This window comes from Streptomyces sp. NPDC040432, assembly GCF_055595445.1.
Genome location: NZ_JBVIVP010000001.1, coordinates 395,309 through 412,654, shown reverse-complemented (window position 1 = coordinate 412,654; position 17,346 = coordinate 395,309). Strand labels below are relative to the sequence as shown.

Below are 17,346 nucleotides of genomic sequence, written 5' to 3'. Positions count from 1 at the left end.
GATCATGTGATGTCAAGGCATGCGCCGCCCCCGGCGCCCGCGGCCCGCCGGGGATGCCGGCGGCCGGTCCCCGGGAACCCGGATCCGATCAGCCGGAGCCGGTGGCGAACGGACCGCCCGCGCCGAAGGCGGCACGGGCGAAGCGTTCGCCGATCAGGCGGTGCGCGGCGGTGTCCGGGTGGAGGTCGTCGGGCAACGGCAGGTCGGCCTGGTCGGCCTCGCCGTAGAGGGCGAGCCCGTCGAGGTGGTGCAGGTTCGGGTCGTCCGCGGCACGCTCCCGGACGATCCGGACGAGTTCCTCCCTGATGACCCGGAGCGTCAGCTTTCCGGCGGCGACCTCGGCGGGATCGCCGGTGGCCGTGAACCGCAGGCGTCCCTCGCCCATCGCCCCGACGTCCATGGCGCTGGGCCCGGGGGTGTGCTCGTGGAGGGCGCAGTGGATCGGTGAGACGACGAGCAGTGGGGTCGAGGGGTGCCCCTCGCGGAGGGTGTCGAGGAACCCGTGGACGGCCGGGCCGAAGGCGCGCAGCCGCATCAGGTCCGTATTGACGATGTTGATGCCGATCTTGACGCTGATCAGGTCGGCCGGTACGTCGCGCATCGCGCGGGCGGTGAAGGGGTCGAGCAGGGCGTTGCCGCCGAACCCCAGGTTGACGAGCTCCACCGCCCCCGCGGCGGCGGCCACGGCCGGCCAGGTTCCGGTGGGGGTCGCGGCGTTGGAACCCTGACTGATCGAACTGCCGTGGTGCAGCCACACCCTGCGGCCGTGCGGGGGCGGGATGTGGACGGGGGCGTCGGTGCGCAGGGCGACGAGCCGGGTGCTCTCGTCGTACGGCAGCCAGATCTCCACGTCCTTGTCGTCGGCGCTCAACCCGGCGAACCGCAGGGTCGCCATCGGACCGGGGCGGGTCACCGCGGTACCGGCGGTCATGTCGATGGTGAGGACATCGCCGTGGGGTGCGCGGGCCGCGCCCGCCGGCCGACCGTTGACGAGCAGCTCGTACACGCCGTCGGGAAGCGGCGGGAAGCCCGGGTGGACCCGCTTGGTGGCGATCACGTCCAGTTCGACGCCGGTGGCGCGGGTGCGGAAGGCGAGCCGCACGCCGGCCGGCTGGGCCTCCGCGAGGGCGAGCCCGCCCACCGGGATCCGGCGCCGGGCCCACGGGGGCAGCCGGTGGGGGAGCGCGCCGCGGTCGGTCCGCTCCAGGTCGAGGGCGCCGCGCAGCAGTTCGGCGGTGACGCGGGTGGTGGTCCACCCGGTGTGCGTGTTCATGTCCCGCTCGCTTCGGTCAGGGGGTGGTGGGCCAGCCGCGCAGCAGCACGTCGAGCGCGTCGATGATCTCCGTCCAGCTCTCCCGGGACCCGGGCGCGCTGTGGTCGAAGCCGCCGGCGCTCTCCAGGGTCACGAAGCCGCTGAAGACGCTGCCCAGCAGCCGCACCGCGTGCGTCTCCTGCGGTTCGGGCAGGCCGTAGCCGCGCAGCACCGCCCGCGTCATCCGCGCGTGCCGGGGGCCGGCCCCGGTCACGGCGGTTTCCGGGTCGAGCGGGAAGCGGGCGGCGACGAAGCGGCCGGGGTGGGCCAGGGCGTAGTCCCGGTAGGCGTTGGCGAAGGCGACCAGGGCCTCCTTCCCGGACCGGCCGGCAACGGCGTCGGAGGCCCGGGCGGCGAGTTCCTCCAGGGCGAGCAGGGCGATCCGACTCTTGAGGTCGTGGGCGTTGCGCACGTGCGAGTACAGGCTCGCGGTCCTGACGCCGAACCGGCGGGCGAGCTCCGCGGGGGTCGTCTGCTCGAAGCCGATCTCGTCGGCCAGCTCGGCTCCCGCCCGGACCAGTCCTTCCGTCGTCAGCCCCACCCGTCCTGCCCGTGCCGCCATGTCCGTCCTCCGCCTCGACGGCGCCGCCCGCGCGGACCGTTCCTAAGCACATTATCTGTTTGCCTAATGTGTTTAGGCAACTTAGCGTGTGTGTCATGAAGCCGCTGACCGAGCAAGAGATCCGCACCGCGTTCGTGAACTGCACCAAGGGTGAGGCGAAGCGCCTGTCGGTCCCCCGAGACCTGGCCGAGCGCCCCTGGGACGACCTCGACTTCCTGGGGTGGCGCGATCCCCAGGCCCCCGACCGCGCCTACCTCGTCACCCTGCTCGACGACCGCCCCGTCGGCGTCCAGCTGCGCTCCTCCGGCGCAGGCGCGGGCCAGGCGCGCCGCAGCATGTGCACGCTCTGTCTGACCACCCACACCGGCGGGGTCTCCCTGCTGGTCGCGCCGAAGGCGGGGAAGGCCGGGCAACAGGGCAACTCGGTGGGCGTCTACATGTGCGACGACCTCTCCTGCTCCCTCTACCTGAGGGGCAGGAAGGACGCGGGCGTGGGCGGTCGGCTCCAGGAATCGCTCACCCAGGAGGAGAAGATCGCACGGACCGGGACGAACCTGGCCGCGTTCCTCGCCAAGGTCACCGCCTGATCCGCCGGGCGCGCGCAACGGCGCCACCGTACGGGGCGTGGACGCACGGAATCCCGTGTCCCCCACGCAGGTGCGGGACACGGGATCTCCGTACGCGGTGTTCGACGGGCGGGCGTCAGCGCGTGCCGACCGCCGCACGGACGGCTCTGCGCGCCATCCCGGCGTCGTCGTGGAGGCGGCGCAGCAGCAGGCGCTGCTCCTCGCCCGAGGACAGGGCCCCCGCCGGTAGCGGCCGGCTCGGGGCCGTCGCCAGCATCGAGCGCTGCACCGCCGTCTCCGACATCCGGATCTCCCGGGTCAGCACCAGCATCAGGTTCACCAGGAAGGCGTCCCGGGACGCGGGCCCCGCCGACTGGGCCAACCGGCTGATCTGGCCGCGCGCCGCGGGGGCGTCACCCAGCACCGTCCACAGCGTCGCCAGGTCGTAGCCCGGCAGGTACCAACCCGCGTGCTCCCAGTCGAGCAGCACCGGTCCGGCCGGGGACAGCAGCAGGTTCGACAACAGCGCGTCACCGTGGTTGAACTGCCAGGGGGTGCTCGCCGGCCGCAGCCCGTGCAGCAGCTTCTGCAGGTCGCCGAAGTCCCGGTCGGTCAGCAGTCCCAGCTGGTGGTCCCGCGCGATGCGCCGCGCGTAGTCCACCGGCTGACCGAACAGCTCCGCCGGCGGACGCCACTGGTTCACCCGGCACACCGCGCCCAGCGCGGCCCGCACGTCGGCCCGCGGCGGGGCTTCCACCGGGTGCCGCTGGAGCGCCGCCACCCGACCCGCCATCCGCTCGACGACCAGTACGCAGTTCTCCGGGTCCGCGGCGATCAACCGGGGCACCCGCACCGGCGGGCGGTGCCGGACGAACGCCCGGTACGTAGCTATTTCGTGCCGGTACCGCTCACGCCACTCGGGCGAGTGATCCAGTAAAACCTTCGCCACGGCGGTCATCCGTCCGGTCGTCCCCACCAGCAGGACCGACCGACCGCTGCGCCGCAGCACCTGGACGGGAGCGAACTCCGGACAGATCCGCTGCACCGAGGCGAGCGCGGTGCGCAGCTGCGCACCCTGCGGCCCCGACAGGTCGATCCGTCCGCTGAGCGGCTGCGACCCGGCCCCCGGCATCCGCCGGGCCCGCAGGGCGCCCTGCGCCGGGGCCGTGGGGCGGGCGGGATCGAGGTAGGGGCCGCCGCTCGCCTGGAGCGTGCGGTGCGGCCGGACCGGGGCGGACACGGAGGACGTGGCTGCGTACATGGCGTTTACGGTTCCCTTCGTGCGCCGACGAGTTGCGTACGCCACCCCGCCGATCCCGGCTTCACCCTGGGGAGTTCCGCCGGTGACCGGGTCGGGGAGGCGCATTCCTACCTGACACCGGGCGGCCCGTGGCGAACCATCGGGCGTGCCCTGGCGAAGCCTGGCGAATAGTCGCTGGGCATCTGACGGGGGGCTACTGTCAACTCAGCCGAGAACCTGGGGGCTTGACGTGAGCAAGGGACCAAACACCCGTCTGAACGACCTGTTCGGCCTCGCCGGCTGGTCGAAGGGCGAACTCGCGAGGATGGTCAACCGGCAGGCGGCCGCCATGGGCCACCACCAGTTGGCGACCGACACCTCGCGGGTGCGGCGCTGGATCGACATGGGGGAGACCCCGCGCGAACCGGTGCCCACCGTACTGGCAGCCCTGTTCACCGAGCGGCTCGGTCGTGTCGTGACCATCGAGGACCTCGGGTTCGTACGGCAGCGGCGCACCACGAAACGGCAGCCGGACGGGGCGAAGGAGAACCCCGACGGAGTGCCCTGGGCGCCCGAACGCACAGCCGCGGTCCTCACCGAATTCACGGGAATGGACCTCATGCTCAACCGTCGCGGCCTGATGGGCGCGGGAGCCGCGCTCACCGCCGGCTCAGCCCTCAGCAACGCCATGTACGACTGGCTGCACACCGACCCCGCAGCCGCCAAGGAGACCCGGAGCTTCGGCGGTGGGGCCCACCATGCCGATCCGGCGGGCTACGACCGCTACGAGGCCGCCCCGATCGGCTCCCAGGAGATCGAGGCCCTGGAACGGTCGGTCGAGGTCTTCCGGGCCTGGGACGCCTCCCGGGGCGGCGGGCTCCAGCGCAAGGCCGTCGTGGGCCAACTCAACGAGGTGGGCGGGATGCTCGCCTACCACCACCCGGACCACCTCCAACGCCGGCTGTGGGGGGTGGCGGCGAACCTGGCCGTGCTCGCGGGCTGGATGTCGCACGACGTCGGCCTGGAACCCACCGCCCAGAAGTACTTCGTGATCGCGGCCCACGCGGCGCGCGAGGGCGGCGACCGGCCACGGGCCGGCGAGGCCCTGTCCCGGGCAGCCCGCCAGATGGTGCACCTGGGCAAGCCCCACGAGGCCCTGGACCTGATGAAGCTGGCGAAGTCGGGTTCCGGCGAGCAGACCCTGCCGCGCACCCGCGCCATGCTGCACACGATCGAGGCCTGGGCCCAGGCGGCCATGGGCAAGGGCCAGGCCATGCGGCGCACGCTGGGCGAGGCAGAGGACCTGTTCGTCTCCGACAAGGGGGACGTCCCGCCGCCCTCGTGGATGCAGCACTTCGACGAGGCGGACCTGCACGGCATGCAGGCCCTGGCCTACCGGACGCTCGCCGACCACGACGCCTCCGCCGCTCCGATCGCCGCGCGCCACGCCAAGCAGGCGCTGCGGCTGCGCGGGGACGGCTACCAGCGCTCGCAGACCTTCGACTACATCTCCATGGCCTCGGCCTGCTTCATCGCCGACGATCCGGAGCAGGCCGACCGCTACGCCCGCCTCGCCCTGGTCTCGATGAACGAGACCTCCTCGCACCGGACCTGGGACCGGCTGCGCGAGATGTACCGGCTCACCGGCCAGTACTCCGGGTACGCGCGGATCGAGGACCTGCGCGAGGAGATCGAACTGGCCCTCCCCGACAGCCCGGCGCCGCGCGCCCCGCGCGGCACGGGAGTCTGAGGGGGCGGCCGGTGCGGGGCCGTCGGGGTTCCGGGGACGAGAAGGGCCGCGCCCTCCGGCGCGGCCCCCGATGTCCGACGTGCTGATGCCCCACGTGTCCGTGGCATCGCGGGTTTTCCTCGCGACCGCCGATGTGCGTCAGTCGCCTATGCGGGCGACCAGGATGCAGGCGTCGTCCTCGCGTTCGCTCTCGCCGAACTCCTCCGTCACCATCCGCACGCAGTCCCGCGCGGACCGGGCCGCGGAGAAGCGGGGAGCGAGCGCCAGCAGCCGCTCGGTCCCGTCCGTCCGGCTGAACTGGATGCTGCGCGGTGTCAGTCCGTCGGTGTGCAGGACGAGTACGTCTCCCGCCTCCAGCCGTTCCTCCGCCTGCCCGTAGACCGCTCCGGAGGTCGCTCCCAGCAGGACACCCTCCGGCGGGAGCAGCGGGCGGCCCTGGCCCCGGCGGAACAGCAGGGGTGCGGGGTGGCCGGCCTGCGCCCAGGAGAGGACGCGGCGGACCGGGTCGTAGCGGCAGCAGACGGCCGAGCCCAGGGCGGGCTGGACGGAGGTCTCCAGGAGTTGGTTGAGCCAGCCCATGAGGGGTCCCGGCTCGATCCCGGCCATGGCCATGCCGCGCAGGGCCCCGAGCATCATCGCCATGCCGGAGGTCGCGCTGACCCCGTGTCCGGTGAGGTCACCGACCGTCAGGAGGGAGCGTCCGTCGGGGAGTTCGAGGGCGTCGTACCAGTCACCGCCGATCAGCGCGCTGGTCGCGGAGGGGAGGTAGTGCGCGGCCACGTCCAGCGCGCCGGCGTTGTCGTGCGGGAACCGCAGGGAGCCGCGCCACGGGGGGAGCACGGCTTCCTGCAGCTCGACCGCCAGCCGGTGCTCGGTCTGCGCGATCTCCCGGCGGCGCTGGAGCGAGTCGTGCGACTCGCGTACCGCCCGCTGGCTCCGGCGCAGTTCACTCACGTCGCGCAGCACGGCCCACATGGAGGCCGTGCAGCCGTCGGAGTCGAGGACCGGCTCGCCCCTCATGTGCAGCGTCCGTACCCGACCGTCGGCCCGGACGATGCGGAACTCGCCGTCTATCGGTTTGCCGTCCACGAGGCAGTCGGTGACCATCGCGGTCAGCATCGGCTGGTCCTCGGAGAAGAGGGTGGAGCCCAGCTCGTCGAGGGGGAGCGCGCCCGCCTCGGGGGACCGGCCGAAGATCTGGAAGAGCTCCTCGGACCAGGTCACCTCGTCGGTCAACAGGTTCCACTCGGCGCTGCCGACGCGCGTCGGGCGGTCCTCCGCGGTGGCCTCGGGGGCCGCCGCCGGCGCCTCGACGTGCTCGGGTGCGGGCGGCAGGCCCTCCTTGAGCTGGCCGAGGTGCTGGCGGAGGTCGTCGAGGTGGTGCACCGCGAGGTCGCACAGGGCGCGTTGCCAGCGGCCCTGGGCGTCGTCATCGTCCACGACGGTGTCGCGGCGCACCGCGTCCACTTCGCCCCGCAGCCGGCGGGTCTGCGAGATCAGTGCGTCCACCGACCCCGGCTCGGGCGGCTGCGCGGGAAGGTCCGCGTACAGATGGGACGGCATGAGAACTCCGATACAGGCGCGGCACGGCCAGGTCTGAAAGAAGGACCGGTAACGACTGTTGCACAGCGCGAGTTGGGCTGTAAGGCGTTTGGCAACATCCGCAACGGTCTTGCTCCGGGCATATGCCAGCGGCGATCCGTGACCTCGTGCCGTGTGCGAACGAAACCGGTCCGGGTCCTGCGCTTCCGGCCGGAAACCGGCTCTCGGGGGGCGTTCCCTCGATCGTTTGACCGAGTCGTGCGAGCGGTGTCCGCACGCCTCCGCGCCGCTCGACGCGCCGTACGCACCTCCGGGATTACCGCCCGAACGAAGGACCCCACCGCGCTGAGATGACGCGGGTCCGGCGCCGTCGGGTTCCGCCCGCCGCTTCCCACCTCCCTGCGCGATCGCTACGCTACGCGTCGGTAACGAGCGGGGGGCGGTCCGCAGACGCGGACCCGGGCAGGGTGGGGGACACCAGTACATGACACCGCAGAGCCGCGCGGACGGACCGGACCGCGCACCCGGCGGCGGGGCGGGGCGCAGCCGCCGCTCCTTCCTCACCCACCTCGTCGCCGCACCCGTCCTGGCCCTGGTGACCCGCGCGGGCGCCGACCTGCTGGCGCCCGCGCCCGCGCACGCGGTGGTCCCGAGCCTGCCGGCCATCGCCGACCTGGTCGACCTGGGGGACCTGTTCATCCTGGCCGGCGCGCCGACGTCGGCCCTGCTCGCCCTCGCCGTGGAGCCGGACGGCACCGTCCGCTTCCGCCTGCCGCGCGAGGAGGTCGGCCAAGGACTCACCACCGCCGTGGCCATGCTCGTCGCCGAGGAACTCGACACCCCGCTCGCGACCGTCCGCGTCGAACTCGACGACGCGCGCACCGAGCTGCTCTTCAACCAGCTGACCGGCTCCTCCAACTCCATCCGTTCCCTCTACGGGCCGGTCCGGCAGGCCGCCGCCACCGCCCGGGCCCGCCTCGTCGCGGCCGCCGCCGCGGGCTGGGGCCTGCCCACCTCCCGGCTGACCACCGCGAACGGCTCCGTCCGCGCCCCCGACGGCCGTACCGCCAGCTACGGCAGCCTCACCGTCGCCGCCGCATCGCCGGCGCTGGTCGTCCTCGGCGCCGGCCCGAAACCCGCCGCGAGGCACACCCTGGTCGGCACCCCCACCAACCGCGTCGACGCCCGTGCGATGGTCACCGGGGCCCAGCGCTACACCCTCGACCTCGACGTGCCCGGCGCCAAGCCCTGTGTGGTGCGCCGCCCGCCCACCCTGGGCGGCGGTGTGCGCGCCGTCGGCAACCGCGCGGCCGTCCTGGCCATGCCGGGAGTGCTGGACGTGGTGACCGTCGCCACCGGGGTCGCCGTCGTCGCCGAGACCTTCGGCCAGGCCATCGACGCCAAAGCCGCCCTTCAGGTCACCTGGGGGCCGGGCCCCGCCGACCACCTGTCGGACCCGCAGATCCGTACGAAGCTGCGCGCCGCCGTGCCACCGCTGCTGGTGCCGCCGCTGCTCACCCCGTACGTGGACGCCGAGTTCGACTTCGCCTTCGTCAGCCACGCCCCGATGGAGACCAACTCCGCCATCGCCGATGTGCGGGACGACCGGGCCGAGATCTGGTCGGGTCTCAAGTCGCCCATCGTCGCGCGCCAGACCATCGCCGCCGACCTCGGACTGCCGCTCGACAAGGTGAAGGTGCACGTGGTCCAGGCGGGCGGTTCCTTCGGCCGCCGGCTGTTCTTCGACGCGGCGCTGGAGGCCGCCCGGATCTCCAAGGCCTGCCGCCGACCGGTGAAACTGATGTGGACACGGGTGGACGACACCCGGCACGGTCGGATGCGGCCCGCCACGCACCACCGGATCAGGGCCACCCATCTGTTGGGCGAGGTGCTGAGCTTCGAGCACCGGGTGGCCGCAGCCGAGACCGACTTCCGGCACGGCCTCGGCGAGATCATCACCGCGACGGCGGCGAGCCTGCCGCTGGGCCTCGGCAACGCCACCCTCGCCCAGACGTTGTTCCACACCACGGTCAAGAGCCCCTATCACTTCGGGCTCACCACCCAGGCCCTCACCGAGGTGCCGACCGGCATCCCCACCGCCTCGTGGCGTTCCGTCTACTCGGCGAACACGCGGGGCGCCGAGGAGATCGTCGTCGACGAACTCGCGGCGGCCACGGGCAAGGACCCGTACCGCTTCCGCCGCACCTTCCTGAAGACCGACGCCCAGCGCGCCGTCCTGGACAAGGTGGCCGCCGAGGGGGAGTGGGGCCGCGCCATGCCGTCCGGCTGCGCGCAGGGCATCGCCTTCCACGAGGAGTACAAGTCCCGCACGGCCTGCCTGGTGGAGATCGACGTCCGGGATCCGCAGCGGGTGCGCGTCACCAAGGCGGTCATCGCCGTCGACGTCGGCCTGCCCGTCAACCCCCGCGGGCTGGAGGCCCAGATGGTCGGCGGGCTCACCGACGCCATCTCCACCACCCTGCGGGCCGGCCTGCACCTCGACAAGGGGCTCCCCCTGGAGGGCAGTTACAGCCAGTTCCACTGGGCCCGGCAGCGCGACACCCCACGGGACGTACGGGTCATCGTGCTCCCGGCGACCGGCGCGGAGCCCGGTGGGGCCGGTGAGCTCGGGGTGCCGGCCGCCGTCGGCGCCATCGCCAACGCCTGGGCCCGTGCCACCGGCTCCAAGCCGCGCAGCTTCCCCCTCGACTTCGACGTCGACTTCACCCCCTACCCGCGCTGACCGCTGGAGTACGCCGTGCCCTCGCACACCTTCATCGTCAACGGGCGCAGCGTCACCGTCGACGCGCCCGACAACCTGCCCCTGCTGTGGGTGCTCCGCGACCTGCTCGGGGTCCAAGGGCCCAAGTACGGCTGCGGGGTGGACGTCTGCAAGGCCTGCACGAGCCACCTCGACGGGGTGGACGTCCGCCCCTGCGTGGTGCCCGTCTCCGCCTGCGCGGGTCGGACGGTGACCACCATCGAGGGGCTGGCGGACGGGGACGTACTGCACCCCGTCCAGGAGGCCTGGCTCGAACAGGACGTCGCCCAGTGCGGGTTCTGCCAGCCGGGCCAGATCATGGCCGCGGTGGCGCTGCTGCGGCGGACGGCCGAGCCGACGGACGAGGACATCGACGCCATCGCCAACATCTGCCGCTGCGGCACGTACTTCCGCATCCGCGAGGCCATCCGCAGCGCCGCCGCGAAGATGTGAGGAACGGTCGCGGGGCCGGCCCGTCGGGGGCCGGCCCCTCACGGCGGGCCCGCCGGGCCGCCGTCAGGCCAGCAGCTTCTGCTTGGCCTGCTGGAACTCCGCCTCGCTCAGGTCACCCTTGGCCTTGAGTTCGGACAGCCTCGCCAGTTCGTCCGTGGTGTTCTTGCCGGTGGTGCCGGCCGCGTCCCGGATGTAGCTGTTGAAGGCCTCCTGCTGCTCCTGCGCGTGCTTGATCTCGCGCCGTCCCATGTTCTTGCCACGGGCGATCACGTACACCAGTACGCCGAGGAACGGGATGAGGATCAGGAACAGCAACCAGGCCGCCTTCACCCAGCCGCTCATCTCGTGGTCGCGGAAGAGGTCCACGACGATGCGGAACAGCAGGACGATCCACATCACCCAGAGGAAGATCCACATCACGGTCCAGAACGCGCCCAGCACCGGGTAGTCGTAGGCGAGATAGACGGATCCGTCCACGGCCGTCCTCCTTCCGTTCGGGCGACCGCTCGCATCCGTTGCCCCGCGACGGTCGACGTGATCACCATCGCAGCGGCCCCCCAAGATCGCCACCGGAACGGACGTACCGGCAGCTTCCCGGAAAAAGGGCGCCAAATGGTCGATCATGCCGGAATGAGGCGTATCAATGCGAAACGCGTGCTGGTCGGTGAACCCCTCGACACCGCGCGCCTGGGTGAGACCCTCCTGCCGAAACGGCTCGCCCTGCCGATCTTCTGCAGCGACCCGCTCTCCTCCGTGGCCTACGCCACCGAGGAGATCCTGCTGATCCTCGCCCTCGGCGGAGTCGCGCTGCTCCACCTCACGTGGTACGCGGCCGCCGCCATCGTCTTCCTCCTGGTGGTCGTCATCGCCTCGTACCGGCAGACCTGCCACGCCTACCCGGGTGGCGGCGGCGCGTACGTCGTCAGCTCCGAGAACCTGGGCCCGACCGCGGCCCTGACCGCCGCCAGTGCCCTCCTCGTCGACTACGTGATGACCGTGGCCGTCTCCGTCGTCTCGGGGGTCGCCGCCATCACCTCGGCGATCCCGGCCCTCAACGACCACGAAGTCGCCCTGTCCGTGGCCTTCGTGGTCCTGCTGACCCTGATGAACCTGCGCGGCGTACGGGAGTCGGGGCGCGTCTTCGCCATCCCCACGTACGGCTTCGTCCTCGTCATCTACGTCATGTTCGCCTTCGCCGCCGTCCGCATCGCGACCGGGGACACCATCCGGGCCGAGTCGGCCGACCTGCCCATCACCGCCACCGGTACGTACACCGGCCTCGCCCTGGTCTTCCTCGCGATGCGCGCCTTCGCCTCCGGCTGTACCGCCCTCACCGGGGTCGAGGCCATCAGCAACGGCGTACCCGCCTTCCAGAAGCCCAAGGCGAAGAACGCGGCGTCCACCCTCGCCGTGATGGGCGCGCTGTCCGTGACGATGTTCGTCGGCATCACCGTGCTCGCGATGTCCTACAAGGTGCACGTCGCGGCCGACCCCACGGAACTGGGCCTGCCCCCCGGTACCCCCATGTCCACCGCCCTCGCCCAGATCGGCCGGGCCACCTTCGGCAGCTGGCACTTCCTCTTCTACCTGCTCCAGGCGGTCACCGCGGGCGTGCTGATCCTCGCCGCGAACACCGCCTTCAACGGCTTCCCGATGCTCGCCTCCATCCTCGCCAAGGACCGCTACGCCCCCCGTCAGCTCTTCAACCGCGGTGACCGCCTCGTCTACTCCAACGGCGTCGTCCTGCTCGCCCTCGCCGCCATCGCCCTCATCGTCGCCTTCGACGCCGAACTGACCCGCCTCATCCAGCTGTACATCATCGGCGTCTTCGTCTCCTTCACCCTCTCCCAATCCGGCATGGTCCGGCACTGGCGCAAGGAACTCGCCTCACCGGCGACCGCCAAGGAGGAGCGGATCCACATCCACCGCAGGCTCGCCATCAACGCGATCGGCGCGGCGATGACCGCCGTGGTCCTGGTCATCGTCCTGCTCACCAAGTTCACCCACGGAGCCTGGCTCGTCGTCATCGCCATGCCGGCGCTGTTCCTCGGCATGAAGGGCGTGCGCCGCCACTACGACCAGGTCGCCCGACAGGTCACCGTCGCCCCCGGCGTCACACCGCGCCGGATGACCCGCCACCACGTGGTCGTCCTCGTCGCCAACGTCCACGCCCCGACCCTCAAAGCACTCGGCTACGCACAGGGTCTGCGGCCCCACACCCTCACCGCGGTGTCCGTCGCCGCCGACGAGGAGGACGCGCAGCGGCTGCGCCAGGCCTGGGCGGAGCACGATCCGGGCATGCCGCTGAAGGTGCTGCACTCGCCCTACCGCGACGTCGTCGGGCCGGTCCTCGCACACCTGGAGGCCGCGGCGGAGGCCGAGGAGACGGACATGGTGTCGGTGGTCATCCCGGAGTACGTGGTCGGCCACTGGTGGGAGCAGCCGCTGCACAACCAGAACGCACTGCGCCTCAAGGCACGGCTGCTGTTCACCCCGGGGGTCGCGGTGATCGACGTGCCGTACCTGCTGGAGTCGGCCCGGCACGCCGCGCCGGAGGAACCGGGGGCACCGGAGCCACCGCGGGACCCGGGTGCGCCGGGCGGTCCCCGGGATCCCCGGCCCCCTCGGGAGCCGGCGGGACCGGGACGGTAGGCCGCTGGGTCACCGCGGCGTGCGCCAGGGCCAGCTCCACCACGTGCGCCGGGTCCGACAGGGCGCGCCCGGTGAGCTGTTCCAGGCGCCGCAGCCGGTTGGAGACCGTGTTGCGGTGGCAGTACAGCCGCTGCGCCGCGTACGTCGTCGAGCCCTGGCAGGTCAGCCAGGTGCCCAGGGTGGTCAGCAGCACCCGGCAGTCCTCCGGGGGCAGGGCCAGCACCGGGCCCAGCACCACCCGGCGCAACCGGGCCGCGAGTTCCGCGTCGGCCGCGACCAGGGCCCCGGGCAGCCGCTCGTCCAGCAGGGCGATGCCCGGGCCGCCGGAGCGGGGCGCCGTGCGCAGCGCGAGCCCGGCCAGCCGGCGGGCCCCGGCCACCTCCTCGGGGTCCGTCACCACCGGGCTCACGCCGGCCCGCACCGCGAGCGGGTCGAGCAGCTCGCGCAGTGACTCCAGGGGATGATGGCCCAGTTCCACCAGGCCGGTCTCCCCGTCGGCGCGCAGCCGCCACAGGACGCGCGGGGCGGCGGCGGTGCCACCGGCCCCGCCGGGTCTGTCGGCGGTGGGTCCGCCGGGCTCGCCGGGCTCGCCACCGCCACCGAGGACGATCACGGCGAACCGTCCGCGCGCCGGCAGCCCGAGCCGGGCCGCGGCCTCCGCCGCCGTCCCCGTACCGTCCAGCAGTGCGTCCAGCAGGGCCGCGCGGCGCTCCCGCTCGCGTTCGCCCCGCACCCCCTCGGCCCGGTGGTAGCCCTCCGAAGCGGCGTCCGTCATCCGGTCGAGCACGTCCCACAGCGCGGGAGCCCCGGGCAGCAGCCGTGGCAGCGCGTTCCGGTCGTGCGCGGCCACCGCCTCTGTGAGGCTCTGCCACAGCGCCCGGCCGCAGCCGCGGTAGACGCGGTGCAACGAGTCGAGCGGCACACCCTGTTCGGCGCGCAGGGCGCCGGTGGCCCGGGCGTCGGAGAGGTCCGGGGGGAGCCCGCGCGCGCCGCGGACCAGCCCCTCGACGGCCTGGCGGAGGGTGTGGTGGATGCGCGCGCGCAGTTCCCCGCGCCCGAGCAGGGCGGCGTAGGCGGGGTCCTCCGTCAGGGTCCGGTCGGCGAGCCGGTCCGCCGCGACGGCGATCCGGCGGTCCAGGTCCTCGCGTATCTCCTCGATGATCCGCTCCATGACCCGCAGGGTGACACGGGGGAGGGGGCACTGGGGAGGGGCCGGAGCTCACAGGTCCGCTAGCGTGTGCTGAGCACTGCAGGTGCAGTGCTCACGGAAGACGCCCGCCCGCACCCCAGGAACCCCCATGCGTCAGAACCCGCAACGCCGCGCCGCCCTGCTCGACGCCGCGATCGAAGTGCTGGCCCGCGAGGGCTCGCGCGGCCTGACGCTGCGCGCCGTGGACGCGGAGGCCGGCGTCCCGACGGGGACCTCGTCCAACTACTTCTCCCACCGCGGGCAGTTGCTCGTCCAGATCCTGCACCGCACCCGCGAGCGGCTGGTCCCCGACCCGGCCGACCTGGCCGGACCGCTCGACACCAAGGTGCTCCTGCGGCTGCTCCTGGAGCGGATGCGCCGCGAGCGCAGCGTGCACGTCGCGATGCTGGAGCTGCGGCTGGAGGGCACCCGCAGGCCCGAACTCCGGGAGGCGATCGTCGGCTTCCAGAAGCTGGAACTGGCGGCCAACGTCACCTGGCACCTGGACGCCGGTCTGCCCGGGGACCCCGACGGCGTGGTCCTGCTCTACCTCGCGATGCTCGGCCTGATCGTGGACGACCTGACCGCGCCCACGATGCTGGACGAGGTCGCGACGGAGCGGCTCCTCGCGGTGATGGTGGCACGTCTGCTCCCGGAGCGCCCCGCCGACTGACCGTCGCGCCGACGGGGAGCACCGGGGCGCGTCCGCCCAGCCCCGTCACCTGGTCGAGGGTGCCCCGCCGGCGGTGCGCGTGACGTGCGTCCGGTAGCGGACCGGTAGCGGCGCGTTGCCCTTCACGATCGAATGTGGCGACCAATGGACCCACGTGTGATCAGAAACGCACGGGTTCCGGCCAAGGTGTCACCCGCGACCGCGCATGTTCCAGCGGAAAATGCCAGAACGCCCTTTCGCACTGTGGAACTTGAGTAAGTTCCCTCCTGTCGCGCCGCACGACCGTGCACTCAGCAGGTCCGGCCGGGAGGGGAGCCCGCGTGCCCGGGATCGACGAATGCCTGCTCGAAGCCATGGCCCTGCCTGGTGCGCGCGGGGCCGCGCTGGTCGACTGGAGCAGCGGACTGGCCCTCGGCACCGCCGGGGACTCGCCGGTCGGCGATCACGAGACCACCGCCGCCGAAACCGCCGAACTGGCCCGGGCGGCGGCCGAGTACGAGTCGTTCGCCCCCGCGGCCGGCATGCCGCAGGACGCGGGCGGGCCGGGCTCCGGCCCGCCCGTGGAGGACCTCATCGTCACCACCCGTACCGGATATCACGTATTGCGCTTCGTCGAGACGAGCTTCGACAGCAGCGTATTCCTCCACCTGTGGCTCGACAGGGCCGACGGTAATCTCGCCCTCGCACGGCTCAGGCTCCGCGCACTGGCCGAAGGACTGGTGCTCAGATGACCACCGCTGTATCCCCCCTGCTCACCCGGCTCGCGGCCGAACGCGCCACCGGCGCCCTGCTGCGCGACCGGGGGACCCTCTTCCTGGAGGACGGCAGGATCGTGCACGCCGAGAGTCCCTCCACCCCCGGGCTGGACGTGCTCCTCACCACGGGCGGCGGCCTCGCGCCCGAACGCTGGAACGAAGCCATCAACGCGGCCGGCGCGCGCCGCCAGGTCGCCCGCTTCCTCGTGGACAGCGGTGGCCTGGCGGGTGGCGAACTGGAGATCTGTCACCTCGCCGCCATCTTCGACGCCGCGTTCTTCGCGCTCTCCCCGGGCAGCGGACCCTCACGCTTCCGTCGGGGCGCGACCCACTGGATCGGCTCCGTCCGCTCGGTGGCCGCCGCCGCTGTCGAGCGCGAGACCAGTCGCCGCCGGGAACTGCTGGACGCCGTCTGGCCGTACCCGCTGCTCGACACGGTCCCGGTGGTGCCGCGGCCCGCGGCGCCCGGGCAGACGATCACCGCCCGTCAGCGGCTCCTCCTCCAACGCGCCGACGGCATACGGACCCCCGCCGACCTGGCGTGGGTACTGGGCAGGCCCGCCTTCCACACCCTGCTCGACGTACGAAGACTCGCGGCCGCGGGGCTCGTCGAGACCCCGCACGAGGTGCCGGTCCCGGAACCGGTCCCGCCCCTGCCCGACTGGATGACCCAGGCCCAATCCCCGGACGTGGCACTGCTCCGCCGGCTACGCGACGCACTGGAGGCAAGCCTGTGAGGCTCCCGCTGCGGCCGGTCCTGCGCGCCGACCGCCTCGACCGAAGGCAGCTCGAAGGGAGGAAGGCCGAGATGAGCCCGTCGATGCTGGGCCCCGAGGCCGAAGCCGAGATACTCGCCGAACTCCGTCGGCTGCGGGCCCGGGTCCCGCAACTCACCGGAGCCCTCGCCGCGAGCGTCGACGGCCTGGTCCTGGCACAGGACAGCGCCGCCACCGAGACCGAGTCCGTGGCGGCCCTGACCGCCGCCGCGCTCGGTGTCGCCCAGCGGCTCAGCGACAGCACCGGCCAGGGCGCGTTCCGGGAACTCCTCGTACGGGGTGAGCACGGGTACGTGGCCACGTACGCCGCCGGTGAGGCCGCCGTCCTCACCCTGATCGCCGAGACCCGCGTCAACGTCGGCCGGCTCCACCTGGAGGCCCGCCGGTCCAGCCTGCACATCACCGAACTCATAGAACACAGCCTCGGCCGCCGGGGCCCCGCGGCGCCGTCCTCCGGCGCCCCGGGGCCATGACCGGTACGGACCAGGCCCCCCGCCTTTCCCCCATCGGTAAACGAAAGCAAACACGCAACCGGCACCGATCGATGTCGGAGAAGAAAGAGGAACAGTCATGGTCAACGTGGAGACCGCACTCAAGGAAGCCCTCACCACTATCGACGGCGCGCTCGGCGTGGCCCTGGTCGACTACGGCAGCGGCATGGCCCTCGGCACCGTCGGCGGCGGCAAGGACCTCGACCTCGCCGTCGCGGCCGCGGGCAACACCGACGTGGTGCGCGCCAAGGTGCGCACCATGGAGATGCTCGGTCTGAAGGACGAGATCGAGGACATCCTGATCACGCTCGGCGGTCAGTACCACCTCATCCGGCTGATGCGGGGACGGAACTCGGAGGGCTTCTTCCTCTACCTGGCACTGGACCGGTCGCGGGCCAACCTCGCGATGGCCCGGCACCAGCTGAAGAAGATCGAGAACGAGCTGGAAGTCTGACGGAGGCCCCGCGGGGTCGCTACGCCGCGGCGGCGGGCGGTTGAATTCTTTGCCGTCCGCCCCGGCGGAGCAATGGATATGTCCGAGATGGGCGGAATTTATCATCCCGTTACAGAGTAAGATGCTGTAATCGGCTGATCAACAACTCATCAACTTAAGCAAAAACGCTG

General features: G+C 72.5%; 15 protein-coding genes and 1 pseudogene. 10 read left to right on the top strand and 6 right to left on the bottom strand.

Features of this window, described 5'->3' with window-relative positions:
• Positions 1-88: 88 nt before the first annotated feature.
• Positions 89-1,273 carry a GDSL-type esterase/lipase family protein gene (locus ACZ58N_RS01910; RefSeq protein WP_471154383.1) on the bottom strand — a complete coding sequence of 395 codons (1,185 nt, stop codon included), beginning with the start codon at positions 1,271-1,273 and terminating at the stop codon, positions 89-91.
• A 16-nt stretch (positions 1,274-1,289) separates the two neighbouring features.
• Positions 1,290-1,874, bottom strand: a complete 585-nt coding sequence (locus tag ACZ58N_RS01905) for a TetR/AcrR family transcriptional regulator (RefSeq protein ID WP_471154381.1) — start codon at positions 1,872-1,874, stop codon at positions 1,290-1,292.
• 95 nt (positions 1,875-1,969) lie between these two features.
• Here ACZ58N_RS01905 and ACZ58N_RS01900 point away from each other — a divergent pair, with 95 nt between their 5' ends.
• On the top strand, positions 1,970-2,461 hold the full coding sequence (locus ACZ58N_RS01900; RefSeq protein WP_471154379.1) for an FBP domain-containing protein: 492 nt from the start codon (positions 1,970-1,972) through the stop codon (positions 2,459-2,461).
• Between the two features lie 115 nt (positions 2,462-2,576).
• Here the strand turns inward: ACZ58N_RS01900 and ACZ58N_RS01895 are convergent, their stop codons facing one another.
• Positions 2,577-3,701 (bottom strand): aminoglycoside phosphotransferase family protein, encoded by a 1,125-nt coding sequence (locus ACZ58N_RS01895; RefSeq protein WP_471154376.1) that lies wholly within the window; start codon positions 3,699-3,701, stop codon positions 2,577-2,579.
• A 229-nt stretch (positions 3,702-3,930) separates the two neighbouring features.
• Between ACZ58N_RS01895 and ACZ58N_RS01890 the strand changes: the two genes are divergently transcribed.
• Positions 3,931-5,430, top strand: coding sequence for a DNA-binding protein NsdB (locus ACZ58N_RS01890; protein WP_471154374.1), 1,500 nt, complete (start codon positions 3,931-3,933; stop codon positions 5,428-5,430).
• Positions 5,431-5,568: 138 nt separating this feature from the next.
• Here the strand turns inward: ACZ58N_RS01890 and ACZ58N_RS01885 are convergent, their stop codons facing one another.
• A complete protein-coding gene (locus ACZ58N_RS01885) occupies positions 5,569-6,993 on the bottom strand; it encodes a PP2C family protein-serine/threonine phosphatase (RefSeq protein WP_471154371.1) in 1,425 nt (474 codons plus the stop codon).
• 463 nt (positions 6,994-7,456) lie between these two features.
• Between ACZ58N_RS01885 and ACZ58N_RS01880 the strand changes: the two genes are divergently transcribed.
• Together ACZ58N_RS01880 and ACZ58N_RS01875 are read left to right on the top strand one after the other, a co-directional pair.
• Entirely contained in the window at positions 7,457-9,715 is a 2,259-nt protein-coding gene (locus ACZ58N_RS01880) for a xanthine dehydrogenase family protein molybdopterin-binding subunit (protein ID WP_471154368.1), read from the top strand.
• Between the two features lie 15 nt (positions 9,716-9,730).
• A complete protein-coding gene (locus ACZ58N_RS01875) occupies positions 9,731-10,186 on the top strand; it encodes a (2Fe-2S)-binding protein (RefSeq protein WP_471154366.1) in 456 nt (151 codons plus the stop codon).
• Between the two features lie 63 nt (positions 10,187-10,249).
• Here ACZ58N_RS01875 and ACZ58N_RS01870 read toward each other — a convergent pair whose 3' ends face one another.
• Positions 10,250-10,663 (bottom strand): SHOCT domain-containing protein, encoded by a 414-nt coding sequence (locus tag ACZ58N_RS01870; RefSeq protein WP_471154365.1) that lies wholly within the window; start codon positions 10,661-10,663, stop codon positions 10,250-10,252.
• A gap of 153 nt (positions 10,664-10,816) precedes the next feature.
• Between ACZ58N_RS01870 and ACZ58N_RS01865 the strand changes: the two genes are divergently transcribed.
• Complete coding sequence (locus ACZ58N_RS01865; RefSeq protein ID WP_471154364.1) at positions 10,817-12,838, top strand: APC family permease; 2,022 nt, start codon at positions 10,817-10,819, stop codon at positions 12,836-12,838.
• A gap of 31 nt (positions 12,839-12,869) precedes the next feature.
• Here ACZ58N_RS01865 and ACZ58N_RS01860 read toward each other — a convergent pair.
• Positions 12,870-14,009: pseudogene (locus ACZ58N_RS01860) on the bottom strand (RsbRD N-terminal domain-containing protein); the annotation flags it as partial.
• Positions 14,010-14,136: 127 nt separating this feature from the next.
• Here ACZ58N_RS01860 and ACZ58N_RS01855 point away from each other — a divergent pair.
• From ACZ58N_RS01855 to ACZ58N_RS01835, 5 genes are all read left to right on the top strand, one after another.
• The gene (locus tag ACZ58N_RS01855) at positions 14,137-14,700 is read left to right on the top strand and encodes a TetR/AcrR family transcriptional regulator (protein WP_471154361.1); all 564 of its coding nucleotides are present in this window, start codon (positions 14,137-14,139) and stop codon (positions 14,698-14,700) included.
• A 320-nt stretch (positions 14,701-15,020) separates the two neighbouring features.
• Positions 15,021-15,431 (top strand): hypothetical protein, encoded by a 411-nt coding sequence (locus ACZ58N_RS01850; RefSeq protein ID WP_471154359.1) that lies wholly within the window; start codon positions 15,021-15,023, stop codon positions 15,429-15,431.
• The gene (locus tag ACZ58N_RS01845; protein WP_471154357.1) at positions 15,428-16,192 is read left to right on the top strand and encodes a transcriptional regulator; all 765 of its coding nucleotides are present in this window, start codon (positions 15,428-15,430) and stop codon (positions 16,190-16,192) included. The genes ACZ58N_RS01850 and ACZ58N_RS01845 overlap by 4 nt, the downstream gene beginning before the upstream one ends.
• The gene (locus tag ACZ58N_RS01840) at positions 16,189-16,704 is read left to right on the top strand and encodes a roadblock/LC7 domain-containing protein (protein ID WP_471154355.1); all 516 of its coding nucleotides are present in this window, start codon (positions 16,189-16,191) and stop codon (positions 16,702-16,704) included. Before ACZ58N_RS01845 ends, ACZ58N_RS01840 begins: the two co-directional genes overlap by 4 nt.
• 97 nt (positions 16,705-16,801) lie before the next feature.
• Positions 16,802-17,176, top strand: a complete 375-nt coding sequence (locus ACZ58N_RS01835) for a hypothetical protein (RefSeq protein ID WP_389701753.1) — start codon at positions 16,802-16,804, stop codon at positions 17,174-17,176.
• Positions 17,177-17,346: the final 170 nt, after the last annotated feature.